Raw genomic sequence first — 26,320 nt, forward strand, 5'->3', positions numbered from 1 at the left:
ACGTCCCGCGCTGCCCCGCCGGCCGCGCTCAGACCCCGCCGAGCAGAGCCCGGAATTCGGCCCGCGCCGCCTCTTCATTGGTGTCGTCCGCCACCGGGAAGGCCGCTTCCACGGCCCTTGCCCGCTCGAGCGCCCGGCCCGAAAGTTCCGGAACCCGTTCCACCACCGCCTTCATTTCCTCCATCAGGCCGTTGCAATGCAAGACAATATCGCAGCCGCCCGCCAGAATGTCGGAGGCGCGCTCGCCGATGGTGCCCTTCAGCGCATTCATCGAACTGTCGTCGGAGATGAGCAGCCCGTCAAAGCCGATATGCCCGCGAATGATGTCCCCGATGACGGTCGGCGAGGTGGTGGCGGGGCGCTCGGCATCGATCTCGGTGAAGAGAATATGCGCGCTCATGCCCATCAGTTCGTTGCGCAGGGCGCGAAAGGGCGCGAAATCCTGCGCCTCCAGCTCCGCCCGGCTGGCGCTGACCACCGGCAGGTCGTGATGCGAATCGGCCATCGCGCGGCCGTGGCCCGGCATGTGCTTCATGACAGGCAGCATGCCGCCGGCCTTCAGCCCCTCCGCCGCCGCCGTGCCGAGCGCCGTCACCATGGCGGGATCGCTGCCATAGGAGCGGTTGCCGATGGCCTGTGTCGCGCCCTCGATGAGCACATCGAGGACCGGCAGGCAGTCGACGGTGATGCCGAGCCTTGTCAGGTCGAAGGCATGCAGGCGCGACATCAGCCAGGCGGCCCGCAGGCCCGCGCCACGATCGGCGGCATAGATCTCGCCAAGACGCGCGGCCGGCGGGTAGGCCTCCACATGCGGCGGCCGAATGCGCTGCACCCGACCGCCCTCCTGGTCGATCAGCACCGGCGCATCGGGACGGCCGACACAGTCGCGCAGTTCGGCAACCAGATCGCGGATCTGCTGCGGCTCGGAGAGGTTGCGGGCAAACAGGATGAAGCCCCAGGGCTGCTCGCTGCGGTAAAGTGCCTTTTCCTCTGCGCTCGGCACAAGACCGGCGCATCCGAGGATCATGGATTTGGACTGGCGCATGCTCGGATCATTCCCCCGACGGATGATGTCTGTAGCCCCGGATGGGAGCCTTCACGTTCATGAAAAACGGGGCACAAGGGCCCCGTTTTGTCTGGTGTCCGGACTGCCGCCTGCCTGATCAGCGGGCGATCAGGCAGGTTCCGCCGGCGGCACGATAGCTCTCGCACAGAGCGACAGCCTCGTCGCGCGATGAGCCGGCGGCGATGCGGACGCGGTAATAGGTGCCCTTGCCCGGCACGTCGGCGCGGGCGATATCATGCGGCCGCCCACCGATCAGGCTCGCATACTTGCTGGACAGATTGCTGTAGGACTTCTGCGCATCGGCTTCGCTGGGCAGCGATGCGATCTGAATATAATAACCGCCGGCCATCGCCGAGGCGGCCGGAGCGGCGGCCGCGGCAGGCGCCTGGGCCTGCGGTGCCGGGTTCGGCCGCACAGCGCCCTGGTCGCTGACGGAGGCGACGACCTTGACCGGCTGCACGGACGGACGCGCTGTCGGCACCGGAACGCCGGGCTGCGGCACGCCTGCCGTAACCTCGGCTGCCGGCGCGGTCTCGGCGGGAGCGGTGCCGGTCAGCGGCGTTGCCTTGGCAACGTCGACGCCCGCCATGTCGGCCGCAGCACCCGGCTGCGGCTGGGCAATGCCGGCAACGGGGGCAGCAGCCACCGGTTCGGCCAGCGCAGGGGCTGCGGCAACCTTGGCGGCGGGCTGCTGCGGAACGGTATCGGTCACCTGTTCCACGAGAGTGCCGTCAGGACGCACGATCATCGTCTTGACCCGGCGCGGCATCACGGCCAGCTGGTCTGCACCGCCAGCGGCCTGCTCGCCATTGTGGCCCTGCTGCGGCAGCAGGCGCGGATCCTGCGTATCGGTTGCGGGTTGCTCGGCGGATGCGGTCTCCGCACCGTCCTCTTCACCCTGCAGCGGCAGATTGTCCGGCATCAGCGTCTTCTGCACCACGTCCATTGGCTGCTCTTCCGAGGAAATCAGCGAAGGCTGCTTCGGATCGTGCAAGGCGCCGCTGGCCACGCGGTCATAGACGGCCTTGTCCTGGTTCGGCACGGTCTTGCCGCCCGGATTTTCCGGTACGACCTTCACCGCCTCCGTATCGGCCGCGATGATCACCGGCGCGCCATCGGTGCCGAGCTTGCCGGTGTCGCCGGCATACCAGACATAACCCGAGACGCCGACAATCACGAGGAAGCCGGCAGCGGAAGCCGGCAGCAGCCAGCGCGGTGCGCGCCGGCGCGTCTCGACCGGATAGACGTCGTATGGTTCCTCGTCGTCTTCCTCGGCGGACGGCGTCGGCTGCATGGTCTGCGCCATGGCGCGCCGGAAGTCTTCCTCCAGCGCCTTTTCGAAATCCTCGAACTCGCGGCCGGACAGTTCCTGCTTCGGCGCCGGCGCAATGGCAGCCGCCGGCTGGGCCGGTGCCTGCGCCACGGCAACCGTCGCGGTTGCACGGGACCGCGAAACGGCTGGCGCCTTCGGCTGCGCGGGCTGGTCGATCAGCGAGGCCAGTTCCGAATCAAGATGCAGGTCGAAATCCGAATGCGGCGGCACCGGCTGTTCCGGTTCATGCGCCGGCAGTTCCGGCACATGGAGATCAGGAACGGTCTCGATCACGTCATCGGTTTCCGCAAACAGCGCCGGGTCGAAGGCATCGCCCGCAGGCGCGGCCTCTTCCGGCTCAACCGGCCGCGGCTTGCGCAGTTCCGGTTCGGCCACGGCAGACGCCGAACGCGCATTCATCAGGAAGGCAGGGATCGTCGGGCCTAGTGTCGACACCTCCGGCGCGGACCTTGCAACGGCACCGGCGGTCGCCGGGCGCGCATCGAAGGCCTCCACCGGCACAACCGGGGGCGCGGCAGGCCGTGCGGCGGGCGCGGCGGCACGCTCCACCCGATCCTCGGCGCGAACAGCAACAGGCTCGGCGGGCCTTGCGACCGGCGCAGGCCGCTCCACAGCCGCAGCAGATGCTGCGGCCGGCGGCTGCGGCGCCGTCACACGATCGTCGAAGGGCAGGATGTCGGAGAAATCCAGGTCCAGATCGTCCAGCGTCAGCTCGAAATCGACATCCTGCATCAGGTCGATCTCCGGCTCCTCCCGCCCGGACAGCGCCGGCGCGGGTCTGCCCTGCGTCACGCCAGCCGGTGCGGCGGAAACGATATCCCGCGAAGCAGGCTCGGCACGTGCGGGCTGCGGAACATCGTCCTCGATCGGTGAAAAGCGTGCCGCAACGGAGGGCAGATCCTGGAGCGAAAAATCTTCCACCGCCTGGTTCTGCGGCGGCGCCGGTATGTCGGCGACCGGCGGCAGGTAGGGTTCCTCCACCGGCATCCGGGCAACCGGCCGGACGGAAACGGCCCGGTCAGGCGCACGCCCAGGCACGTCGGCAACGCCTTCGAAGGGATCGACGGCATTCGCAGTGTCCGGCACGACCGGCGCAACGGGCTCGCGCACCGGCTCGGAAGCCCGCACGAAATTCGTCAGCGGCATGCGGAAGCCCGGCTCATAGGGCTTTGCCGGCGGACGCGTATGCGTCTTGCGACCTGACGGCGCTGCGACCGGCGCAAGCGACGTTTCCAGTTCCGAGATGAGATCCATCTCGAAGTCCGGCTCCATGGAGGGCATCGGCGCGGAACGCGGCGACAGATCCGGCTCCGGGAAGGACGGGGAATAGACCTGGGGCGCAGCGAAGGACACATCCTGCCCATAGGACGCAGATGGCTCAATCGAGGCATCAAAACGGGCTTCGTCGGCAAGGTCGGCCGCCTCGGTCGCCGAAGAGACGCCGCGCCAGTCCGCAGGACCATGTTCGACGGCACGGGAAACCGGCGCACTCAGCCCCTGCCCGGACGACGGCACGGCCGGAAACGGATCGGGCTCAGCAAACGGATCGGGCTCGATGAGACGCCGCGGAGATGGCTGTTCCGGGCGCGGCTCGGTCCGTAACGCCTCGACCGGCAGAGACGGCTCGAAAGCCGGCTCCGGCTCAGGCGCCCGCGTCAGCGAAAAATCCTCCACCGGATCGAGCCGGGGCGAATCATAGCTTTCGAAGGCGCGAAGAAGCTCATCCTCCAGGTTGAAGGCCGGCTCCCGACGTGACGCCGAACGCGGCTCAGGCCGCTCGTCATACCCAGCGATGCGGGCAAGCTCCGCCAGCGGATCGTCATCGGCAAAAAAGTCCGGTCCGCTCATACGGCCAGGTGCAACGCTGTTGTCTGCCATTCCCTCGTCCACTCACCTAACGCTAACAAAAGCACCTGCCAGCGCTTTGTGGGAAAATGGTGGCGATGTTATCGCATCTCGTCGGGTGCGGCCGTGCCGGTGATAGCAAGCCCCGATTTCAAGACGGACGCGACAGCGCGCACCAACCCAAGTCTGGCAATGCTGGATTTTCGGTCGTTATCCTTAACAAACCGTAACTCCGGATTGTCCTTGCCCTTATTCCAATGCGCATGGAAGGAGCTTGCCAGATCATAAAGGTAAAATGCAAGCCGGTGCGGCTCCTGCGACTGGGCGGAAGCCTCGATCAGGCGCGGATATTCGGCAAGTTTGGCAATCAGCTGCAATTCGGCCGGATCGGTGATCTCCGCAACGGTCTCGGCGAAATCGACCGATTCGAGGTCGAGATCCGGGAAGGCTTCCTGCGCCTGCCGGAACACCGACATGCAGCGGGCATGCGCATACTGCACGTAGAAGACCGGATTATCCTTCGACTGCTCGGTAACCTTGGCAAAGTCGAAATCCAGCGGTTCGGAATTCTTCCGGTAGAGCATCATGAAGCGCACCGGATCGCGGCCCACTTCGTCCACCACCTCGCGCAGCGTGACGAAATCGCCGGAGCGCTTCGACATCTTCACCGGTTCGCCATTGCGAAACAGCTTGACGAGCTGGCACAGCAGAACCGTGAGCTTGGCCGAACCGCCGGAAACCGCGCGCGCGACCGCTTCCAGACGCTTCACGTAGCCGCCGTGATCGGCACCGAGCACATAGATCATCTCGTCATAGCCGCGATCGAACTTGTCCTTGAAATAGGCCACGTCCGCCGCAAAATAGGTGTAGCTGCCATCCGACTTGATCAGCGGACGGTCGATGTCGTCGCCCACTTCGGTGGAACGGAACAGGGTCTGCTCGCGGTCCTCCCAGTCCTCCGGCAGCTGGCCCTTCGGCGGCGGCAGCGTGCCGCGATAGACATGCCCCTTGAAGGTGAGATCGTTGATCGCCTGACGGATGCGCGCCGCGCCATCCGCATGCAGCGTCCGCTCGGAATAGAAGACATCGTGATGCACGTTCAGGGCATCGAGATCCTCGCGGATCATCGCCATCATGGCATCGATCGCCCGTTCCTTGACGAGCGGCATCCAGTCTTCGGGCGGCATGTTGTGCAGCCGCGTGCCGAATTCCGTTGCGAGCGCCTGACCGACCGGCACCAGATAGTCGCCGGGATAGAGACCGGCCGGAATGTCACCAACCTGCTCTCCCAGCGCCTCGCGGTAGCGCAGGAAGCAGGAGCGCGCCAGAACATCGATCTGCGAGCCGGCATCGTTGATGTAATATTCCTTGGTCACCTCATAGCCGGCAAAGCCCATGAGGTTGGCGAGCGCATCGCCGACCACCGCACCACGGCAATGACCGACATGCATCGGACCGGTCGGATTGGCCGACACGAATTCCACATTCACCTTCTTGCCGGTACCGGTCGTGGAGCGGCCATAATCGGTGCCGGCGCGAATCACCGCGGCCAGCAGGCGCTGCCAGTAGCCGGTGGACAGGCGCAGATTGATGAAGCCGGGGCCGGCGACTGTCACCTCCACCACATCGGCATCTTCCTTCAGCCTGGCGGCAATCACGTCGGCGAGCGCGCGCGGATTGGTGCCGAGCGGCTTGGCGAGCACCATGGCCGCATTGGTCGCGACATCGCCATGGCTCGGGTCGCGCGGCGATTCCACCGTCACGCGGCTGAAATCGACGCTGTCGCGCTTCTCCCGGATGATGTCGAGGCCTTCCAGAGCGTTTTTGATCCGGACTTCGAAATCGGCGAAAAGGTTCATGGGCTGCATCCGCGCAAAGGGCAGCCCCCCATCGGGCCGCCTCAGACTGTGTTGCCGGGGTGCCTAGCCCAAATCGGGGGTATGGTCAAACATCCGGCGATGTGCCTTGACCGCATAGGTGTCGGTCATACCCGCCAGATAGTCTCCGACATGGCGGGCGCGAGCCGCTTCGCCAAGGCCAGCCATGTGGCTGACCCAGTAGTGGCTCTGCATCTGCGACGGGTCGGCCATATAGGCGCCGAACAGGTCGGTCACGATCTGCGCGGCGCCGGCGCGGATGCGCATGATCTCCGGATGCCGGTAGATGCGCGAGAAGAGCAGTTTCTTGATCTGCCGGTCCGTCTCGGCCATGCCGTCGGAAAAGGTGGCGATGGCGCGATCGGCGGCGCGGATATCGGCGGCACTTTCCGGACGCAGCGCATCGAGCCGTGCCTGCGCCACGCCGATCACATCCTCCACCATGTGGGTGATCTGGCGGCGCATGATCTCGTTGGCGAAACGCGCCGGCTCCAGCACCGGATATTTCGCCCTCACCTGCGCCATCATGGCGGCGAGGAACGGCACGTCTTCCAGCATCTCGAACGTGAGATAGCCCGAGCGCAGACCATCATCGATATCATGGGTGTTGTAGGCGATGTCGTCGGCAATCGCCGCCACCTGCGCCTCAAGGCTTGCGAAGCTCGCCAGTTCCAGGTCGTTGATCTCGCAATAGTCGAGGATCGGCAGCGGCACCGAGCCGCGCGTGCCGACGCCGTTGGCATCCATCAGCGGGCCATTGTGCTTCACCAGCCCTTCCAGGCTCTCCCAGGTGAGGTTGATGCCGTCGAACTCCGCATAGCGGCGCTCCAGCTTGGTGACGATGCGCAGCGACTGGGCATTGTGGTCGAAGCCGCCATAGGGCGCCAGGCATTCATGCAGCGCATCCTCGCCGGTATGACCGAAGGGCGTGTGACCGAAATCATGCACAAGGGCGACGCCCTCCGCCAGATCCTCGTCGATCTTAAGCGCCCGGGCCAGGGCGCGGGCGATCTGCGCCACCTCGATGGTATGGGTCAGCCGCGTGCGATAATGATCGCCATCCACGCCGATGAAGACCTGCGTCTTGTGCTTCAGGCGGCGAAAGGCGGTGGTGTGGACGATGCGGTCGCGATCGCGCTGGAATTCCGAACGCGTCAGGCTGGAGGATTCCGGAACCAGACGACCGCGCGAGGCCCAGGGATCGGCCGCATAGGACGCCCTCTCGCCGGAGCCGAATCCGAGTGTGCGTGTATCGATGCTCATGCTCATCCCTGTGTTGACGCCTTCCCTGTCCGGCGCCACACCCCATTGACGCCCGATGGAACCCTTCATACCTATAGAGCAGGATCGGCGCAAAGCCGATGACAGCAATCTCCGGGCCTTGAACCCGGCAGGAAGGCACAGCAATGACAGAAAACTCCGTAACCCTTTCCGAATCGGCGGCACGCCGGATTGCCGAGATCGTCAGCGCGGAAGCCGGCAAGCAGGCACTGCGCGTTTCCGTCGAGGGCGGCGGCTGTTCGGGCTTCTCCTACAAGTTCGATCTCGTCGATTCGCCCGCCGAGGATGATCTGGTGATTTCCAGGGGCGATGCCAAGGTGCTGATCGACAGCCTTTCGCTGGTCTACATGGCCGGCTCCGAGATCGATTTCGTCGACAACCTGCTTGGCCAGTCCTTCCAGATCAAAAACCCGAATGCGGTGGCAAGCTGCGGCTGCGGCACGAGCTTCTCCATCTGAGGAGAACGGCTTTTGCCGCTTCCAATGGCCGGTTCATGCGGTAAAAGGAACCGACACAAGGATCCTTATCCCATGAAGATCGCCACCTGGAACATCAACGGCGTCAAGGCGCGCATCGACAATCTCCGCCAGTGGCTGAGCGACAGCGCGCCCGACATCGTGTGCCTGCAGGAAATCAAGTCGGTGGACGAGGGCTTTCCGCGTCTTGAGATCGAAGCGCTCGGCTACCACGTGGAAACGCATGGCCAGAAGGGCTTCAACGGCGTTGCCATCCTTTCGAAGCTGAAGCCGGACGAGGTGCTGCGCGGCCTGCCGGGCGACGAGAGCGACGAACAGGCCCGCTACATCGAAGCGGTGTTCTCGGTTGCGTCGGGCGTCGTGCGCGTTGCGTCCATCTACCTGCCGAACGGCAATCCGGCCGACGATCCGGTCAAATATCCCTACAAGCTGGCCTGGATGGAACGGCTGCGCCGACATGCGCAATCCCGCCTGCAACTCGAGGAGCCGCTGATCCTCGCCGGCGACTACAATGTGATCCCGGAGCCGCATGACTGCTTCGATCCGCGGGCCTGGGAAGCGGATGCCCTTTTCCTGCCACAGACCCGGGCGGCCTTCCGCCGACTGGAACAGCTGGGCCTGACCGACGCCGTCCGGGCCACCACCGACCAGACCAGGCTCTACACTTTCTGGGATTACCAGGCCGGCGCCTGGCAGAAGAACAACGGTATCCGCATCGATCATCTGCTGCTGTCGCCGGAAGCCGCCGACCGGCTGGCCTCGACGGCCATCGAAAAGCATGTGCGGGCCTGGGAAAAGCCGTCCGACCATGTGCCGGTTATCGGCCATTTCAACTTCGAGCCCTGAGCCCACCAGAGGCAGGATCCGCAGGCACCCCGTTGCTTCGCGGCAGGACGGCAGGCGCATTCTCCGAAGATCGGTAGCGCCATGCCCGTTGGCGTCAGTCGTCCATGCCCTGCGCAAACTGCTGGGACAGCGTGATGGCGGTGCGGCGGTCCTTTTCGCTGGACAGCGAGAAGGCATCCTCCTGCATGTCCTCCATCCAGGGACAATCCTTCTTGCTGCAGCGATCGAGCGCCGCCGTCATGAAGGCCAGGCCGCGCACCGTCTGACCTTCCTGGAACAGGATGTTGCCGAACACGGCCATGGCGCCGGGATGGCCGCCCTTGCGGGCCTGGTTCAGCCATTTCTTCGCCTGCTGCACATTGGCCGCGCCGCCCTCGCCCGCCAGGATCATCTTGGCCAGCTGGAACTGGGCTTCCGGCACACCGAAGGTCGAGGCAGCCTGGAAATACAGCTGGCGCGCCTGAGACAGATCGATCTTCACCGGGGTGCCGGGGATGCCGTGGCGGTAATAATTGGCCAGCGCCAGCAGCGCGTTGACGAAGAAGCCGGTATCCTCGGAACCCGGCTCGACGCCCTGGCTGGCGATCTCGCTATAGATCTTGAAGGCCTCGAAATCGTTCTGCGTCACGCCGTCGCCATCGGCATACATGTTGGCGAGCGCCCAGCGCGATCCGGTATGCCCCTTCTCCGCCGCATAGCGGTAAGCCTCGACCGCGTCGGCCTTCTGGCCGTTCTTGTAGGCCTTGAAACCGAACTTGAAGAGATCGAAGGGGCCGGATTCCTTGGTGACGCCGGCATTGATGTCAAATGCCGAGGCAGGGTGGGAAAGCCCCGTCGCAAGGCTCAGTCCGACGGCCAGAAGGCCAATGGAACGCAGGAAAAGCAGCGGCATGTTCAGACTTCCTTAACCATGCCGATGTCTAGATGAGAGGGGATACGCATCGCGCCTTCAGTATGTGCCTGGTCTTGTCGGCCAAAACTTTCAACAGGGGTCATATCCCTACTCCGCACACGTGATCAATGACGCCGTTACCGGCGAACCCGGTCTGCAAGGGAAGCAATCGGCCAAGCCGCTTCCGATGTGCGAAGGATAGAAGGCCTTTTCGGCAATACTGCGACCCGAATTCCGGAGAAACTGCCGCATGTGCACGCTGCCGGCGACGGAAGTATCCGTCCGGTGCATCTGTGGCATTTCACTCGATAATCCGCCCATAATACTCCGATTTGCGCCCCCGCCCCCGCAGGTCCGCCCGTCTTTCGGGCCCTATCGCTGCTCCTGCTTTGTGGCGGGAAATAGACATCGGGACCCGGGACAATACTAGGAACAATCGTCGCAGAAATCTGTTGCCAAATCGTCACAAACGCAGGGACACACAGAAGCCTTCCGCCGACATGCAAAGGGGCCGGCCCACGGCCAGCCCCTTCCCGTTGCGCATGCGTGCAACAATGCTCAGAAGCGGATCTTCAGCGACGTCGACACGGCGGCGACGATGTCGTCGTCAAAGCTGTAGGAGACGTCGCTGCCGTAGGAAACGCCATCCAGCGTCACCGCACCGGACGAGCCGCCCGTCAGGATGCCGACAGCACCCGAGAGACGGATCTCGACATTCTTGTTGGGCTGGTAGCCGACCCCGGCACCCACCAGCCAGGTATCGGTCTGCGCGCCAAATCCCTGCGAGGTGCCGCGATCCCAGGTCAGGCTGACGGCACCGCTCCACTGTTCGTTGAACTTGTGGCCGATGCCGCCGGTGATGGTCCAGCCGTCACGATAGCCGAGTTCCAGCGAGGTCACCGCATTCGACGGGGAGCACGAACTGCTGCCAACCTGGCAGAACGGAATCTTCTGCAACTGGCTCCAGTCGGTCCACTTCACGGAACCGAAGGCCAGCCAGTCGGGTGCGATGCCGCTCTGCAGCTTGAGCTCCAGTGAATCGGGCGTCTTCTGCGAACCGTACACGGGGATCACCAAGCCATTGACCTGGCTGAGATTGACGGTGCCGGTGATGTTATCCAGATTGACTTCGCTGTTGTAAACAAGGCTTGCCCGAAGCGCATATTCGGGGATCTCGTAGGCGATGCCGGTACGCCAGCCCCAGCCGTGGCCAGCGAGATCAAGCCGTCCGATCCCGTTGCCAAGGCTCGCCGAAGCCGGCGCTACCAGTCTTTCCTTGAAACCGGAAACCTCCTGGTAGAAGGCACCGCCGATGAGACGAAGCTGCCCCGGCCCCATGTCGAACCGATAGGAACAGGTCGCGGCGTAATTGTCGCTTTCGATCTTGGTTTCGGTGTTGTTGTTGGCACCAACCCAGTTGCGGCCGGGGTTGGCATGCGCGCCCCAGGGCTGCGAATAGTCGAACATGCAGTCGGCGGAATCGCCGACCGCGCCCTTGATGCCGATGCGCGGCGCCCAGTAGCCTTCCGTTTCATCAGCGGTCGTCGTGCCGCCGCCGATACCGTCGGCACCAAGTCCGTCCGCAGCTCTCGTGTCCTGGACGTTCTTCAGCTTGCGCTGCGGAGCAACATAAGTGGTCGTTGATTCAAAGGCGAAGGGCGATGGATCGAACAGCAGATCGATATTGTAACCGCCCCGCTCAAGTCCGCCCGCCCAAGCACCATTATTGAGGACGACGACCGTTGCAGCCGTCAGCAGTCCCTTCACCATCAGATTTCTGGTCATGTTCCTCCCACTCCCATGCAAATGTGATGAAGAGCCTAAATATTTGGGACTAAAAGACAACTTGCGTTCAGCATGCCGCACTGCAGCACCCCCCGGTCCAGATTTACGTAAGTTTCTGATCGGAGGATGGGATACACTGACTCGTGCGCATTTTTTTCCAACAAGTTTCCTTCATACAGAACTTGATAGAATTCAATTCCTGCTTTTGCCACGACCGTTGCAAAAAAAGCACACCGCCAGCAATCTGGTGGAGAACCTGCGCGGAGGGCTGCAGCCGGCGCGCGGATACGGAATGGCCCCGCCAGTCGGACTGGCGGGGCCGAAAACCGCACGATTCGACCGACGGATGTCAGCCGGCCTCGATGATCCGCTGCAGCGCCGTCGCAAGGCTGGCGCGCTGGACCTCATGCTCGGCGAGGCGCTCGCGCTCGGCGGCCACCACTTCGGGGTCGGCATTGGCGACGAATTTCTCGTTGCCGAGCTTCTTGCGGGCGCGATCGATATCGGCATCGACCTTGCCGAGTGCCTTCTCGATGCGCGTCCGCTCGGCGGCGAGATCGATCAGGCTGCCGAGCGGCAGGCAGGCAGTGGCCTCGCCGATCACCACCTGGGCGGCGCCGCGGGGGGCGGTGGCGGACAGTTCGATGGTTTCGACGCGCGCCAGACGCTTGATCGCCGCGTCATGCCGCTGCAGGCGGCCTTCGGTAAGTGCCGTCGCGCCAACCACGATCAGCGGCGCCTTGGCCGAGGGCGGCACGTTCATTTCAGCGCGTGCCGAGCGCAGGCCTGACACAAGATCGACGAGCCAGTTGATCTCTGCAGCGGCGGCCTCGTCGGCAAAGCCGGCGGCCGGCCATTCGGCATGGCAGAGCAGCGTGTCGCGGCTGGCGGTGTGCGCCCACAATTCTTCCGTCATGAACGGCATGAAGGGGTGCAGCAACTTGTAGGTCTCTTCCAGCACATAGGCGACGCAGGCCTGGGCTTCCGCCTTGGCCGCCTCATCCTCTCCGGAGAAGATCGGCTTCAGCAGTTCCAGATACCAGTCGCAGACCTGATTCCAGACGAAACGATAGAGGCTGGCCGCCGCATCGTTGAAACGCTGGCTCTGGATGGCGGCGGTGACGTCGGCAATCGTGGCCGACAGTTCGGTGAGGATCCAGCGGTTGACGGTCTGGGTCGTGGCTTCGGCGACGAAGTTCGGATCGCGCTTCACGCCGTTCATCTCGGCAAAGCGGGTGGCGTTCCACAGCTTGGTGCCGAAGTTGCGGTAGCCGGCGATGCGGGCCGGGTCGAGCTTCACGTCACGCCCCTGCGCCGCCATGATGGCGAGCGTGAAGCGCAGCGCATCGGCGCCATATTCATCGATCAGTTCCAGCGGATCGATGACATTGCCCTTCGACTTCGACATCTTCTGACCGTTCTTGTCGCGCACCAGCGCATGCACATAGACGGTGCTGAAGGGCTCGACCGGGTTGCCGTCCTCGTCCTTCATGAAATGCAGGCCCATCATCATCATGCGGGCGACCCAGAAGAAGATGATGTCGAAGCCGGTGACGAGCACGTTCGTCGGATAATAGCGCGCGAGCTCCGGCGTCTCATCCGGCCAGCCAAGCGTCGAGAAGGGCCAGAGCGCGGACGAGAACCAGGTGTCGAGAACATCCTCGTCGCGGGTCAGAATGGCGCCCGGCTCGAAGTTTTCGAGTTTCTCCTGCACCCAGGCCTTCCACGGGCCTTCATGGGCAAGATAGTGCTGGACGGCGGCGTCGAGCGCTTCCTGCTCGGTCTTCTCGACAAAAACCTGACCGTCCGGGCCGTACCAGGCCGGGATCTGGTGGCCCCACCACAGCTGGCGGGAGATGCACCAGGGCTGGATGTTTTCCATCCATTCGAAATAGGTCTTTTCCCAGTTCTTCGGCACGAAATTCGTGCGGCCCTCGCGCACGGACGCCATAGCCGGCTCTGCCAGCGTCTTGGCATCAACGAACCACTGGTCGGTCAGCATCGGCTCGATCACGACGTTCGAACGGTCGCCGAACGGCTGCATGATTTTCTTGTTCTCGACGTAGGGCACGTCATTGCCTTCGGCATCCTTGACGGTGACGGCAAGGCCCTCGGCATTGATGGCGGCGACGATGCGCTTGCGCGCTTCGTAACGGTCGAGGCCGCGATATTCTTCCGGAACGAGGTTGATGTCGTCGACCTCGGCTTCCGTCGGAAGCTGGCCGGAGCGGGTGATTTCGAGCGCCAGCTCCGCGCAGCGGGCGTAGGGCTCGCCATCGGTGCGCAACTGCGCCTGCGTGTCCATCAGGCGATAGAGCGGAATGTTGTTGCGCTTGGCGACCTGATAGTCGTTGAAGTCATGCGCACCGGTGATCTTCACCGCGCCCGATCCGAAGGTCGGATCCGGATACTCGTCGGTGATGATCGGGATCAGGCGACGGTTTTCCTTCGGGCCGACCGGGATCTCGCACAGCTTGCCGACGATGGGCGCATAGCGCTCGTCGGAGGGATGGACGGCGACCGCACCGTCGCCCAGCATGGTCTCCGGCCGGGTGGTCGCGATGGAAATGTAGTTCCGCTCCTCCTGGAAGGTGACGTTGCCGTCGGCGTCCTTCTCCACATAGGTGTAGGTCTCGCCGCCGGCCAGCGGATACTTGAAATGCCACATATGGCCGTCGACTTCGCGGTTCTCGACCTCGATGTCGGAAATCGCCGTCTCGAAATGCGGATCCCAGTTGACCAGGCGCTTGCCGCGGTAGATGAGGCCCTGCTTGTAGAGGGTCACGAAGACTTCGAGAACGGCCTTCGACAGCCCCTCGTCCATGGTGAAACGCTCGCGCGACCAGTCGCAGGAGGCGCCGAGCCGCTTCAGCTGGTTGAAGATCAAGCCGCCGGATTCAGCCTTCCATTCCCAGACCTTGTCGATGAAGGCGTCACGGCCAAGCTCGCGCCGGCCCGGCTGCTGGCTTTCCATCAGCTTGCGCTCGACGACCATCTGGGTGGCGATGCCGGCATGGTCCATGCCCGGCTGCCACAGCACGTCCTTGCCGCGCATGCGCTCGAAGCGGATCATGATGTCCTGCAACGTGTTGTTCAGCGCATGGCCCATATGCAGCGAACCGGTCACGTTCGGCGGCGGGATCACGATGGTGAAGGTTTCGGCGCCGGGCTTGGCATTCGCGCCGGCGCGGAAGGCATCGGCCTCATCCCAGGCGGCTGCGATTTTCGGTTCGACGGCGGCGGAATCGTAGGTTTTTTCGAGCATTTTCCGACCAGAATTTCGAGTTCGCTTTGCTTGGCTGTAAATAGGACTGCCCAAGGCGAGTCAATAAAAAAGGCCGCTCCGGAAAGCGGCCCTCGGCATGGCGCCAGATCCGGTTCAGCGGCGCGGGCCGCGCGCCACCCGTTCGATTTCCTCGCGCACCAGCCGCTCCACCAGCGTCGGCAGGTTGTCGTCCAGCCATTCGCGCAGCATGGGCTGCAGCATCTCCCGCGCCATGTCCTCGACGGACTGGCGCTCGATACCGTTGAAGATGTCGGCCAGTTCGTTGAACGAGCGGGCAATGCGGGCGCCGGCCTCGTCGGAGAGAAGCGCCACCTGTTCCTCGATACGGGCCGGCAGCGACTCGGCAGGGGCCGCCCGCTCCTCAACGGCCGGGGCGGCGACCACCGGACGATGTTCGGCAAATTCCGTCACCGGCACCTCGCGCGGCGGCTGTTCCGGCCGCACGTCCGACCGCATCGGCTCGGCGGCGCGCAAAACCGGTGCCGACCGGTTTTCGGCGGCCATGTTCGGAGCGGCAGGCTGCGGCTGGGGCGCCGCACGGGCTGCAACGGGCTCCGGAACGCGACCGGCAGCGGCGCGCACGCGGGCTGCCACATCGGCAAGCGAAAGAGTGCGCTCGGGAGCCTTCTCCGTCGACAGGCCGGCCTCTTCGGCAAAGCGCTGACGCATGGCCGGATCGATCGTCGGACGCAGGGGCAGGCTTTCGGAGGACGGCACGAAGCTGCCGCCCGGATCATTGGCGGCCACCTGCGCCACGAAGGGCGCTTCCAGTTCGGCATCGAGTTCGATCTCGTCCTCGTCGAAATCCTGCGCAGGATCCTCGACGGCACGGTTGCGGGCGCCTGCCACGGCCTGCCCCTCGCTGACCGGATCATTGCTTTCGATGATCCGGCGGATGGAGGCCAGGATTTCTTCCATGGAAGGTTCGCGCGCTACACTGGATTGAGCCATCTGGTTCCCCGTTCATGACTGGTTGACAGCTTCGAATTCTTCAATCTCGCACGAGATCAGGCTGCCGAATCAATCACAAGTCTACGCGATGGGCGGGGAATTTCACAATTGCCGCAGATGGGGCGGCGGGCTGGATGCACAGCTTTCTCGTCAGGCCCGAAAACCACGGGCCTGACGGCAGTTCGGGTGTTCCTAGAACACGAATTCCTTGGCCTTGCGGAAGCCCGGCAGCGGCTTGACGGAGGTGTTGAAGAAGGTCGCCTCCGAGATCACGCCGTTTTCCTTGCGGTAGACGCGGGCGGTGGAGGCATTGCCGTAGCCGACCACGGTCACCAGACGGCCGCCATCGCGCAACTGGCCGAACAGGGCCTGGCTGACCTCCTCGACGGAGCCGTTGATGAAGATCAGGTCATAGGGTGCCTCGGCGGCGTAGCCGGCTTCCATGTCGCCGGTCACGACCACCACGTTGTCACAGCCGAGCGACGCAAGCGTCTCGGTTGCCTTGGTGGCAAGGCCCGCATCGCTTTCGACCGCCACGACGGCGCTGGCGATCTGCGACAGAAGCGCCGTCGCATAACCGGTGCCGCAGCCCACTTCGAGAACCACGTCATCCTTCGTCACGGCAGCCAGTTGCAGAAGCTTGGCCAGCGGCGAGGCTTCCATCACGTAGCGGCCGGGAGCCACTTCGATATCCTCGTCGATATAGGCGAGCACCTTGGACTTTTCCGGCACGAAGGCTTCACGCGGCACCGTGAGGAAGGCCCGCAGCACGGAATGGGAGGTGACATCGGTGGTGCGCACCTGGTTGTCGACCATTTTGATGCGTGCTGCTTCGTAATCCATCATTGCTGTTCGCCTCATGAAAGCGTCTGTCTGGCCACCGTATTACTGGCGGCTCGGTCCGCTTTCAAGACTGCTTTGTCGGCCGCCGTCAAAAAGCGTGCCGGATAGGGGGAAAATGCGGAACAAAGCCCTGAGGGACCGGGTTGCCCTGTCACGACAGACACGTGAAGGGAGATATCTCATGCCGACCAAGCTGCCAGACCCCAACCCTGCGGAAACGCCGCGCGGCCCGACGCCGGCACCCGGCGTGCCGGACCGGACACAGGAAAAGCCGCCGCTGACGCCGGCACAGGATCCCGGCGACAGCAAGAACCCGAACGACCCGACACTGAAGCCGGCCCTGATGCGGATTGGAGACCCCGCCGGAATGGCGTGACGCCGCCCGCCCCGCCGATGCAGACAGGCCGCCGCCCGCCCGGGCCGCGGCCTGTCTGCCATTCAGCAATCGCTATTCCTGGCCGTCCGGCAGCCTGCCGCCCAGGGCGAGCATCTGCGAAATGCCGACATGCCGTTTGAGCCCGGCGATCGCCTCCTCGCGGCGATCCTGCGCCAGGGCGGCAAGGAAGACCAGGTGTTCGCGCAGCACCCGTTCGGCATTTCCGGGCGTGATGCGGATCTGCGACTGCACCGCCATGCGGATCTTGATTGCGGTGACCCGGTAGACATTGCTGACCAGCGTATTGTCCAGCGCGCCGACGATTGCGGCATGCATGCTCCAGTCCAGCCGCTGGATCTCGCGGGCAATCGCCAGGTCGGCCTGCGCCTGCAGCCGCTCGCGGGCCTCTTCGTGGCGAACGAGCCAGTCCCGCGCCCAACGCCCCGCCAGCCGTGAATAGCCCTCGGTCAGCGCGGTCATCTCGATCATCGCTCTGAGCTCATAGGCTTCGCGCACGAAGCTCACGTCGAGGCTCGGCACCATCAGGCCACGCTTCGGCAGGGTCTGCAGCAATCCCTCCGCCTCCAGCCGTGGAATGGCCTCGCGGATGGCGCCCAGCGTCAGGCCCGTCCTCTCCACCAGTTCGCGCTGCGACACCATCTGACCGGGCTTCAGCCCGCCTTCATTGAGCAGGTCCTCGATCTGGTCATAGGCGGCCTGCCGCAGCGGCGCATGCGTGCCCGCCCGCCGTGCATCGCGCGCCTCATCTTCCCCATTCACTCCGGCCATGCTGACTACACATCTCCTGTTGTCGTGACATGATACTGACATGTTAGCCACTTGTCAGCGGGAAATTTGACGTTATGGTGGAGCCCGCATGCCGGCCGCGGGAGGATCTCGGCCGGCTGAGGTCAGGGTCTGGCACCGGGCAGGAAGTCCGGGGCGCACGCACCCTTGTCGATCAGGGAGGAAACAATGACGACGACATTCTCACGCCGGTCCGTGCTTGCCCTCGGGGCAGCGGCAGCCGCCTTGCCTCTGGCGGCCCGCTCCGGCCGAGCCGCCGACAAGCCCACCATCCGGCTGTCTTCGCCCGCGTCCGAAACGGACCAGCGCGCGATTGCGCTGCTGCAGAAATTCGGCCCCGCCATCAGCGGCTTTGCCACCTTCCAGCCCCACTGGAACGCGACGCTGTTCAAGCAGGGCACCGAACTTGAGGCCATTGCGCGCGGCAACCTCGACATGGCCATCACCTCGGCGCAGGAACTGGCCGTATTCATGCCGGAATTCTCGATCTTTTCCGCCGGCTATGTCCACCAGAGCGCCGCCCATCAGGTGAAGGTGTTCAACGATCCGCTGATGGCTCCACTGAAGAAGAAGACGGAGGACGAACTCGGCGTGAAGCTGCTGACGGTCATGTATCTCGGCCGCCGCCAGTTGAACCTGCGCAAGCCCAAGGCGGAACTGACGGTGATGAAGCCGGAGGATCTGAAGGGCGTCACGCTGCGCATGCCCGGCACCGATGCCTGGCAGTTCCTCGGCAAGGCGCTGGGCGCGAACCCGGTGCCGATGGCCTTTACCGAAATCTACACCGGGCTGCAGACCGGCGCGATCGATGCGCAGGACAATCCGCTGCCGACGGTGGTGGACGCGAAGTTCTACGAGGTGACCAAGCAGATCTGCCTCACCTCGCATCTCGTCGACCTCAACTATCTGGCCATCTCCAGGAAGCTGTTCGATTCGCTGCCAGCGGACCAGCAGGCCGCCCTGCAGAAGGCCGCCGACGATGCCGCCGATTTCGGCCGGCAGAACCAGTTGAAAAAGGAGGAGGATCTGGTGGCCTTCCTCAAGCAGAAGGGCCTGGAGATCTACGAGCCCGATCTGGCCGCCTTCCGTTCGCATGTGCAGCAGGCCTTCCAGAAGAGCGATTTCGCATCCGCCTGGCCGAAGGGCATGCTGGACAAGATCAACGCCCTCGGCGGCTGAGTTGCCCCCCCCCCCGCGCCGCAGGGTTCTGCCCTGCGGCGGCTTGTTTCGCGGAGATCATGATGAACGCCGTTCTCGCCTGGCTGAGACGGGGTGCGGAAGCCATCGGCGCGCTGATGATGCTGACCCTGTTTGCCACCTTCCTGCTGCAGATCTTCTCACGCTACGTGATGGATGCGCCCTTCGGCTGGACCCTGGAATTCTGCCTTCTGTTATGGGTGTGGATCGTCTTCTTCGGCTGCGCCTTCATCGTGCGCCGGCAGGACCACATCACCTTCGACCTCCTGTATCAGGCGGTGCCCAGCGGTCCGCGCCGCATCATGGCCGCCGTTTCGGCGCTCGCGGTGGCTGGCTTCCTGGCCTGGTCCTTCCTGCCCACCTGGGACTGGATCGACTTCCTGCGCATCAAGCGCAGTGCCACGCTGCGCATTCCGATGCGGGACATCTACATCATCTACATGGTCTTTCTCGCCGCCGTCATCGTCGCCTCGCTGTGGCAGGCCTGGCGCGTCATTCGGCTCGGCGCCGAAGAGGACCGCACCGACATCGCGACACCGGAGGATCGGCCATGACGCTGGCGCTCTCCCTTTGCCTTCTCGCCATTCTGGTGCTTGCCGCCATCGGCACGCCGGTTGCCTTTTCGATCCTTGCCGGTTCCATCGTCTATCTGGCGGTCAAGGGACAGGATCTTGCGATTGCCGGCGAACAGATGGTTTCCGGCCTCTATGACAGCTTCGTGCTGCTGGCGGTGCCGCTGTTCATCATCGCCGCCAACATCATGAATGCCGGCACCGTCTCGGAGCGGCTGCTGCAGTTCTGCGTGGCGACCGTCGGGCGCTTCCGCGGCGGGCTCGGCCATGTCAACATCGTCTCTTCGGTGATCTTCTCCGGCATGTCGGGCTCGGCGGTCGCCGATGCGGCCGGCGTCGGGCGCATCGTCATCGACATGATGCGCAAGAGTGGCCACTATTCGCCGGGTTATGCCGCGGCGCTGACCGCCGCATCCGCCACCATCGGCCCCATCATCCCGCCGTCGATTCCGATGGTGCTCTACGCGCTCGTCTCGAACACCTCGATCGGCTACCTTTTTCTCGGCGGCGTGACACCCGGCCTGCTGATGGCGGCCGTCCTGATGGTGATGAACAGCCTTTACGCCCGCCGGCGGGGCCTCGGCCGCGAAAGCGCGGTGCCGGTGCGCGAGATTCCGGCGCTGACCTTCCGCGCCTTCCCCGTGCTGCTGATGCCGGCGATCCTGCTCTATGGCATCTATGGCGGCATCGCCACCCCGACAGAGGCCGCCGCCATTGCCGCGGCCTATGCCCTGGTGCTGGCCGCCCTTGTCTATCGCAGCCTGACGCTGCGCTCCTTCTACGACATCCTCGTCGAAAGCGTGCGCCCTTCCGCCTCGGTGGGCCTGGTGATCGGCGGCGCGCTGGTTCTCAACTACATCGTCGCTTCGGAAAACATCGGCGCACAGATTGCCGCGGCGCTGACCGGCATCCAGGTGTCTCCGCTCGTCTTCCTGTTCGGCGTAAACATCCTGCTGCTGGTGCTCGGCTGCGTGCTGGATGCCTCCACGATCATCCTCGTCATCCTGCCGCTGTTCATTCCCACCTGCCGCGAACTGGGCATCGACCTCATCCACTTCGGCGTGGTGGCGGTGGTCAACACCATGATCGGCCTCATAACCCCGCCCTACGGCATTCTTCTCTTCGTCATCAACGCCACGGCCCGCATTCCGCTAGTGGACATCATCCGCGAGATCTGGGGCTTCATCGCCGCCCTCGTCTTCGCGCTGGTACTGATGATCCTGTTTCCCGAACTCATTCTCTGGCTGCCGCAACTGTTCGGCTATGCCGGCTAATTCCGATGGAGTCCCCCTTGCACAAGAGCATATCCGGCATCATTCCCGTCATGATCACGCCGTTCGGCCCGGATGGGCGGATCGACTGGGCGGGCTATGAGGCCCTGATCGAGTGGTACATCGAGCATGGCTCGCAAGCGCTGTTTGCCGTCTGCCAGTCGTCCGAGATGCGGTACCTATCGCTTGAGGAGCGGGTGGCGCTGTCGCGCTTCACCGTCGACACGGTGCGCGGGCGCGTACCCGTCGTCTCCTCCGGCCATATCTCCGACAGCCTCGCGGATCAGATCGCCGAGTTACAGGCGGTGGCCGATACGGGCGTGGATGCGGTCATCCTGGTCACCAACCGGCTTGCCGCGGAAAACGGCACCCCGGCCGAGGTTCGCGCGAGCTTCAACGCCCTGCTGAACGCGCTTCCCGCCGACATGCCACTCGGCCTCTACGAATGCCCCGCGCCCTATCGCCGGCTGCTGTCGGACGAGGAGATCGATTTCTGCGCCCAGAGCGGCCGGTTCGTGTTGATCAAGGATGTGTCCTGCGACATCGAAGTGGTGCGCCGGCGGGTGGCGCTCACCAGGGGATCGCCACTGCGGATCTGCAACGCCAATGCGGCGATCGCCCATCAGGCGATGCGTGCAAGCCGCGCCGGCTTCTGCGGCGTGATGGCCAATTTCCATCCGGATCTCTATCGGTGGTTGCAGGATCACGGCGAGGCGCATCCCGAACTTGCCGAGGAGCTCTGCGTCTTCCTCGTGCTGTCGGCACAGACGGAACCGATGGGCTATCCGAAGCTCGCCAAGCTCTATCATCGCCGCCTCGGCACGTTCCAGGGCGTGGAAAGCCGTGCCGTGCCGCATGATATCCACGCCCGCCACTGGGGCCTGGAGGCGGTGCTCGATCGCATCGCGCAGGGAACGGACTTTTATCGCGGCAGGATCGCCGCCCTTGCCGCAGGTTGAGGTCGCCTGCGCCGGGGCGGCCCCTCATCCACAACCGCCCCGGCTTACGACGGGAAAAATCGGAAGCAGGTTCGATTAAGGGCTTGCACAGTTTCAAGATCCGTTCTAAATGCCCGCCACCACACGCTTTTAATACCCGGTTGGCCTCGTGGCGGAGTGGTGACGCAGAGGACTGCAAATCCTTGCACCCGAGTTCGATTCTCGGCGAGGCCTCCAACCTTCCTTAGACCCTTGGGCTTCAGCTCCCGTTCCGGATCTTTTCGGCATTGTGCCGGCTGACATCCCGTCAGGCAAGCTGCGGCCAGTAGCGGTCGTCGGCGAAATCCGCCGGAATCCGGCGCAGGCGGCTCAGCGTCTGCGCCACGTAATCCACCTGCAGCTTGAAGTGACGTATGTCGGCCGGCATGCGGATGCCGGTCCCGAGGGAGCGGACGCGATGGCGTTCGTAGCTGATCGCCTGCAGGCGTCGCGCCGCCTCGCGCTGGACATCGCCCGGCGTGGGCGTCGGCCTGTCCGGCGCTGCATCCGGCCGCTCCAGCCCGCCCATGATGACCCTCAGACCTGCCGCCATGCGAATCGCCCTCCCCGTTTCGGAAACGATCCCTTCTGACAGGCGAAGCTTGTCGCGGGCTGGCATGATGGCGACAGACACATTGCCGGTGGCCAAGACCGGCAAATGGGCGTAAGATGTTTCCATGTCGGCGGCGTGGAGGAGCGCAACCGGCGAGTGTCATTTCGGTTTGGAGGAACCGTCATGCAGTATCTTCACCAGCTTGTTGCACTGAACCCCTACATTCTTGGCGCCCTTGCCCTTGTTCTGGCGTGCGGCGCCTATGACAAGTGGCTCAATCATCACTGAGGTCGGCTCTTCTGGCGCGCGCGGAATGCTGGTATTGCTGGGGCTTGCGAAACAATTTCGGGAGCCGGAACCTTGCAGCAGCCCATCACCTTCGATGATACGTCCAAATCGCTGAGCCAGACGCTGCACGACCTCATTGCCGGAATTCGCGGCCACACAGTCACGTTGAGAGAACTGATGGATGCCGTGGGCGAACAAGGGCTGCTGCTGATCTGCGCGCTGGCCTCCCTGCCCTTTCTGTTGCCGGTCTCGATTCCAGGCGTCAGTACGGTGTTCGGCGCCGCGATCATTCTCGTCAGCATCGCCATCGCGCTGAACCGGCTGCCCTGGCTGCCCTCGCGCATTCTCGACCGGAAGCTGGAAACCGCCCGGCTGGTGCCGACGCTGGAAAAGGGGGCGAGCATGGTATCGCGCCTCGACCGCTACCTGAAGCCGCGCCTGTCGGTGCTGACCACGGGCGGCGCGATCAACCGCCTGAACGCGCTGGCCATCGCGCTCGGCGGCGTGCTGCTGATGTTTCCGCTGGGCCTCATCCCCTTTTCCAACACGCTGCCGGGAATAGCCATCCTGCTGCTGGCAACCGGCATGATGCAGCGTGACGGCGCCGTCGTGCTCGGCGGCTATCTGTTCCTGCTGATTACCACGGTCTATTTCACCGCGCTCGGTCTCATGGCCTTTGCCGCCGGCCAGGGGCTTGCAGGCATCTGGGGCTGACGGAGATTGCGTCAGCCGCGACGGCGAGGCCGCTGCCCGGCCCGCCGCCGTGCCCACCACAACGACAGGCGCCGGCGACGCCGGCGCACCGAAGCCAGATCCTGCGACAGCACGATCAGCCCGAGCGGAATCATCCAGAATCCAAGAACGGGCAGGAATCCGAGACACCCGCCCCCAACAAGCCCTGCACCGATTGCAATGCGCCCTGCCCTCGATTTTGGCAGCGGCGTCTCGAAACTGCCGAGCCGCAACCGCCCCGTCTGAGGGTCCACACCGAAGCCGCGCCGTTTGTTCCTGTCTTCCAAGCCGTTCACCCAGTCCGGCCCCGTTCGGCCGCAGCGGTGACATGGGGAAGGCATGTGGATAAAACAAGCCTGCGAATTTTTTTTGAAAAAAGCGCTTGGCAAATCGAACGGGCATGAGTATTACCCCGCTCACACCGCGGCGACGCGATGTTCCCTGGTAGCTCAGCGGTAGAGCATTCGACTGTTAATCGACAGGTCGCCGGTTCGAATCCGGCCCGGGGAGCCAGTTTCTTGAAGGCCTGCGCATTCAGTTGCGCGGGCCTTCTGCTTCTTGCGGCCGGTAATATTTCCTGCGGCCGCCGGCCCATAACTCGTCTTTCCAGTCCCGCGCATTGCCTCACCATCGGCCCCGCCTGTCGCCGACTCGGCCACCATGACATGCTGCGCCCTGCCTCCTCGCTCTTCGCAGTGTCGGGCAGGCCACCACACCCTTCTTTCCCAAGCCATCCGGAGCGGAGGATCCGCAAAACGCCATCCGCCCCTTGCGGTTGGCGCGTTAAGGCGAAAGAGTGCGCAAGTATTGGCCTCAGCACGCGCGCGACGGCGCAAATGCGACAGCAAGGTAGCGAAGCCCCGGAATTTCCTCAGGGTAAAACATTTATATTGAAATAAATCCGCCGCGTTTTAGCAAATAATAATGACTTATAAATATTGTTAAAAATCTGGCAAAATAGCCAATATGTTAGCCCATAAATATTCATTGTTCTTATTGTAGTATGCTGAGTACCCGCAACGCTTGAACGCAGTTCGGGTGCAGGATAGTCGATGAGTCATGATCTGCGACATCAAGAGAACCACCGCCGTTGCTGGTTCTCCCCCTCTGGCGTGAAATGGCGCACAACACACCGTGATGCTGGATTCGAACCTTCGTAAAAACTATGCATCGCTGAGTGGTCTTTCGATCTCAGGCCTTACCGTCCTGTGTGCGATCGTCGAGGAAGGCAGCGTAACGCGGGCAGCAAAGAAACTGAACCTGTCGCAACCGGCGGCCAGCCAGACCCTCAAGCAACTGAGGGGCACGTTCAAGGATCCGCTGGTCAAGCGGCGCCACGGACAACTGATTCCGACCGAACGGGCGCTCGCCATCCACGAGGTCGCCAGGCGCGTTCTCGCCGACATCGCCAATCTGACATTGTCGCCGGAAAATTTCGATCCGAGCGTCCTGACGGATTCCTTCGTGATCGGCGTGCAGAACAGCATAGCGCCGAATCTGATCCAGAATGCCATCAGCGAGATCAGCCGTCTCGCGCCGCACGCGCGTGTCACCGTGCAGCATCTGGAAGCCGGCTTCGACATTACGCGGGCATTGTCGACCAACATGATGGATGTGGTGCTGGGAGACTGGGCGGTGTCATCGCCGCTTCTGCGCAGCATGCTGGTGATGGAGGACGACATGGTGTGCCTGCTGGATGCCAAGCATCCGCTTGCCGGCCAAGACCTGTCGCTGGGGAGCTATCGCGAGGCCCGCCACCTGATCGTCTGCGACCAGAAGCCGTTCGGCCGGGAGCCCGGCTACGGAGAACTGGGCAGCGGCCCTGCGCTCAGCGGTCGCAATGTGATCACCGACAACCATCTCTATGCTCCCTTCATGCTGCAGGACAGCGATCTGGTGCTGACGGTGGCCAGGCGCTTTGCACGCTGCTTTGCCGAGATCCTGCCGCTGGCCATGATCGAATGTCCTGTAAAGATGCCGCCGCTGCGCATCTTCCAGATCTGGCATCACCGCAGCGATCACGCACTCGGCCAGCGCTGGCTTCGCAACGTGATTGCCCGGGTGGACTGACCGCGACATCTCATCCCGTCGTGCCCGCCCTGCCAAACCGCCTTCATCACCATTGCCTCATATTCTGATTGACGATATTCATGTTTTGCTCTAGAACATAACAAGAACAAAACGCGGAGGTGCTTATGACAAGCGCAGAGCAGGCCGTACAGAATGCAATGGCAGCCGTGGCTGCATCGCGGGCATACCGGGAGCGTGTGGCCGAGGAACGCAAGAGGTTCCAGAGGATCGAGATCGCCAGCCGCAAGCCGCTTTACGTCCCGAAGGGCGTGCAGATGAAGCTGAAATTCGACTGAGGAGACGCCTTCGACCAGGATCGCCTACCGCCTCACAGACGGGGTGATGCCCCTTTCCCTGCGAAGAAATGCGGATGGAAAAGACCGGGCGCGAGGGCAGACGCCGCGAAAAAATCGGGAACAAGATTGCCGTCCTCCGGTTCCGTCAGCGGGCATCATGGAATGCCTGTATGAGACAACAGGAGGAACACCCATGTTCTTGAAGCTCGTCACCGTTTCCGCACTTTCCCTCGGCCTCGCCACCGGCGCCCTGGCCCAGTCGTCTTCCGGCAGCAGCGGCTCGTCCGGCGGCTCGGCAACCCAGGATGGCTCGACGTCCGGCTCCCAGAACGGCTCGGGCAGCGGCGTCGATTCCACGACGACCAACAGCACCAACAGCAACAGTTCGGCCCAGTCGCCGGGCACCGGCCGCACCATCAGCGGCGATTGCAGCAATGTTACGCCGAACCAGAACCAGCGCGACATCAACGAATCCGCTTCGGCCCCGAAAACCTGCTGATCTTCGATCTGCAGCCATCTGCGGCAGGGCTGGTCGGTGCGACCGGCCCTTTCGCTGTGCGGGAAACGACCGCAAGGCAGCGCGCCGCCTTATCCTCCGCCTTGGCGCGCTCCATCGCCCGAAAGCTTCTCCCTGAGATGGTTTTGTCCGCAAGCGCCCCGAAGCGGAACGGTATTCCTTGCCCGCCGACGGACAACGTAG

General features: G+C 63.7%; 23 protein-coding genes and 2 tRNA genes. 13 read left to right on the top strand and 12 right to left on the bottom strand.

Annotated features, from left to right (window positions below):
- Nucleotides 1-28 precede the first annotated feature (28 nt).
- The 4 genes from nagZ to KLP42_RS10690 form a co-directional block, all read right to left on the bottom strand.
- On the bottom strand, nt 29-1,045 hold the full coding sequence (gene nagZ / locus KLP42_RS10675) for a beta-N-acetylhexosaminidase (protein WP_215566530.1): 1,017 nt from the start codon (nt 1,043-1,045) through the stop codon (nt 29-31).
- Between the two features lie 118 nt (nt 1,046-1,163).
- Complete coding sequence (locus KLP42_RS10680) at nt 1,164-4,277, bottom strand: SPOR domain-containing protein (protein WP_215566532.1); 3,114 nt, start codon at nt 4,275-4,277, stop codon at nt 1,164-1,166.
- 68 nt (nt 4,278-4,345) lie between these two features.
- Nucleotides 4,346-6,103, bottom strand: a complete 1,758-nt coding sequence (gene argS, locus KLP42_RS10685; RefSeq protein WP_215566534.1) for an arginine--tRNA ligase — start codon at nt 6,101-6,103, stop codon at nt 4,346-4,348.
- 63 nt (nt 6,104-6,166) lie between these two features.
- On the bottom strand, nt 6,167-7,384 hold the full coding sequence (locus tag KLP42_RS10690; protein WP_215566536.1) for a deoxyguanosinetriphosphate triphosphohydrolase: 1,218 nt from the start codon (nt 7,382-7,384) through the stop codon (nt 6,167-6,169).
- A gap of 143 nt (nt 7,385-7,527) precedes the next feature.
- Here KLP42_RS10690 and erpA point away from each other — a divergent pair, with 143 nt between their 5' ends.
- Nucleotides 7,528-7,860: an iron-sulfur cluster insertion protein ErpA gene (erpA, locus tag KLP42_RS10695; protein ID WP_215566538.1), complete on the top strand. Its 333-nt coding sequence runs from the start codon at nt 7,528-7,530 to the stop codon at nt 7,858-7,860.
- A gap of 72 nt (nt 7,861-7,932) precedes the next feature.
- Nucleotides 7,933-8,724, top strand: a complete 792-nt coding sequence (gene xth / locus KLP42_RS10700; RefSeq protein WP_215566540.1) for an exodeoxyribonuclease III — start codon at nt 7,933-7,935, stop codon at nt 8,722-8,724.
- A gap of 94 nt (nt 8,725-8,818) precedes the next feature.
- Here the strand turns inward: xth and exoR are convergent, their stop codons facing one another.
- The 5 genes from exoR to KLP42_RS10725 all read right to left on the bottom strand — a co-directional run bounded on the left by exoR (nt 8,819) and on the right by KLP42_RS10725 (nt 16,484).
- Nucleotides 8,819-9,616, bottom strand: a complete 798-nt coding sequence (exoR, locus tag KLP42_RS10705) for an exopolysaccharide production regulator ExoR (protein ID WP_215566542.1) — start codon at nt 9,614-9,616, stop codon at nt 8,819-8,821.
- A 558-nt stretch (nt 9,617-10,174) separates the two neighbouring features.
- Nucleotides 10,175-11,401 carry an OmpP1/FadL family transporter gene (locus KLP42_RS10710; protein ID WP_215566543.1) on the bottom strand — a complete coding sequence of 409 codons (1,227 nt, stop codon included), beginning with the start codon at nt 11,399-11,401 and terminating at the stop codon, nt 10,175-10,177.
- 349 nt (nt 11,402-11,750) lie between these two features.
- Entirely contained in the window at nt 11,751-14,666 is a 2,916-nt protein-coding gene (locus KLP42_RS10715; RefSeq protein WP_215566545.1) for a valine--tRNA ligase, read from the bottom strand.
- A 114-nt stretch (nt 14,667-14,780) separates the two neighbouring features.
- A complete protein-coding gene (locus KLP42_RS10720) occupies nt 14,781-15,638 on the bottom strand; it encodes a PopZ family protein (RefSeq protein WP_215566546.1) in 858 nt (285 codons plus the stop codon).
- A 192-nt stretch (nt 15,639-15,830) separates the two neighbouring features.
- On the bottom strand, nt 15,831-16,484 hold the full coding sequence (locus KLP42_RS10725; protein ID WP_215566548.1) for a protein-L-isoaspartate O-methyltransferase family protein: 654 nt from the start codon (nt 16,482-16,484) through the stop codon (nt 15,831-15,833).
- A gap of 178 nt (nt 16,485-16,662) precedes the next feature.
- Between KLP42_RS10725 and KLP42_RS10730 the strand changes: the two genes are divergently transcribed.
- Complete coding sequence (locus tag KLP42_RS10730) at nt 16,663-16,857, top strand: hypothetical protein (RefSeq protein WP_215566550.1); 195 nt, start codon at nt 16,663-16,665, stop codon at nt 16,855-16,857.
- 72 nt (nt 16,858-16,929) lie between these two features.
- Here KLP42_RS10730 and KLP42_RS10735 read toward each other — a convergent pair whose 3' ends face one another.
- Nucleotides 16,930-17,646: a GntR family transcriptional regulator gene (locus KLP42_RS10735; protein WP_215566552.1), complete on the bottom strand. Its 717-nt coding sequence runs from the start codon at nt 17,644-17,646 to the stop codon at nt 16,930-16,932.
- A gap of 186 nt (nt 17,647-17,832) precedes the next feature.
- Here KLP42_RS10735 and KLP42_RS10740 point away from each other — a divergent pair, with 186 nt between their 5' ends.
- From KLP42_RS10740 to KLP42_RS10760, 5 genes are all read left to right on the top strand, one after another.
- Nucleotides 17,833-18,843: a sialic acid TRAP transporter substrate-binding protein SiaP gene (locus tag KLP42_RS10740; protein ID WP_215566553.1), complete on the top strand. Its 1,011-nt coding sequence runs from the start codon at nt 17,833-17,835 to the stop codon at nt 18,841-18,843.
- Nucleotides 18,844-18,902: 59 nt separating this feature from the next.
- Nucleotides 18,903-19,415 carry a TRAP transporter small permease gene (locus KLP42_RS10745; RefSeq protein WP_252192903.1) on the top strand — a complete coding sequence of 171 codons (513 nt, stop codon included), beginning with the start codon at nt 18,903-18,905 and terminating at the stop codon, nt 19,413-19,415.
- Nucleotides 19,412-20,707 (top strand): TRAP transporter large permease, encoded by a 1,296-nt coding sequence (locus tag KLP42_RS10750; RefSeq protein ID WP_215566555.1) that lies wholly within the window; start codon nt 19,412-19,414, stop codon nt 20,705-20,707. Before KLP42_RS10745 ends, KLP42_RS10750 begins: the two co-directional genes overlap by 4 nt.
- A 17-nt stretch (nt 20,708-20,724) precedes the next feature.
- Nucleotides 20,725-21,663 carry a dihydrodipicolinate synthase family protein gene (locus KLP42_RS10755; RefSeq protein ID WP_215566556.1) on the top strand — a complete coding sequence of 313 codons (939 nt, stop codon included), beginning with the start codon at nt 20,725-20,727 and terminating at the stop codon, nt 21,661-21,663.
- 142 nt (nt 21,664-21,805) lie between these two features.
- A tRNA-Cys gene (locus tag KLP42_RS10760) sits at nt 21,806-21,879 on the top strand.
- Between the two features lie 70 nt (nt 21,880-21,949).
- Here the strand turns inward: KLP42_RS10760 and KLP42_RS10765 are convergent.
- The gene (locus KLP42_RS10765) at nt 21,950-22,234 is read right to left on the bottom strand and encodes a hypothetical protein (RefSeq protein ID WP_252192904.1); all 285 of its coding nucleotides are present in this window, start codon (nt 22,232-22,234) and stop codon (nt 21,950-21,952) included.
- Nucleotides 22,235-22,594: 360 nt separating this feature from the next.
- On the opposite strand from KLP42_RS10765, the gene KLP42_RS10770 reads away from it, so the two are divergent.
- Nucleotides 22,595-23,236, top strand: coding sequence for an exopolysaccharide biosynthesis protein (locus KLP42_RS10770; protein ID WP_215566558.1), 642 nt, complete (start codon nt 22,595-22,597; stop codon nt 23,234-23,236).
- An 11-nt stretch (nt 23,237-23,247) separates the two neighbouring features.
- On the opposite strand, the gene KLP42_RS26910 is transcribed toward KLP42_RS10770, so the two are convergent.
- Nucleotides 23,248-23,508 carry a hypothetical protein gene (locus tag KLP42_RS26910; RefSeq protein ID WP_353844866.1) on the bottom strand — a complete coding sequence of 87 codons (261 nt, stop codon included), beginning with the start codon at nt 23,506-23,508 and terminating at the stop codon, nt 23,248-23,250.
- A 184-nt stretch (nt 23,509-23,692) separates the two neighbouring features.
- Here KLP42_RS26910 and KLP42_RS10775 point away from each other — a divergent pair.
- The 4 genes from KLP42_RS10775 (at nt 23,693) to KLP42_RS10790 (ending at nt 26,119) form a co-directional block, all read left to right on the top strand.
- Nucleotides 23,693-23,767: transfer RNA gene (locus KLP42_RS10775), tRNA-Asn, on the top strand.
- A gap of 624 nt (nt 23,768-24,391) precedes the next feature.
- Nucleotides 24,392-25,324, top strand: a complete 933-nt coding sequence (locus KLP42_RS10780; RefSeq protein ID WP_215566560.1) for a LysR family transcriptional regulator — start codon at nt 24,392-24,394, stop codon at nt 25,322-25,324.
- A gap of 125 nt (nt 25,325-25,449) precedes the next feature.
- Nucleotides 25,450-25,620, top strand: a complete 171-nt coding sequence (locus KLP42_RS10785) for a hypothetical protein (RefSeq protein ID WP_215566562.1) — start codon at nt 25,450-25,452, stop codon at nt 25,618-25,620.
- 193 nt (nt 25,621-25,813) lie between these two features.
- A complete protein-coding gene (locus KLP42_RS10790; protein WP_215566564.1) occupies nt 25,814-26,119 on the top strand; it encodes a hypothetical protein in 306 nt (101 codons plus the stop codon).
- Nucleotides 26,120-26,320: the final 201 nt, after the last annotated feature.

The organism is Rhizobium sp. CSW-27, from assembly GCF_018760785.1.
Taxonomy (GTDB): Bacteria; Pseudomonadota; Alphaproteobacteria; order Rhizobiales; family Rhizobiaceae; genus Neorhizobium.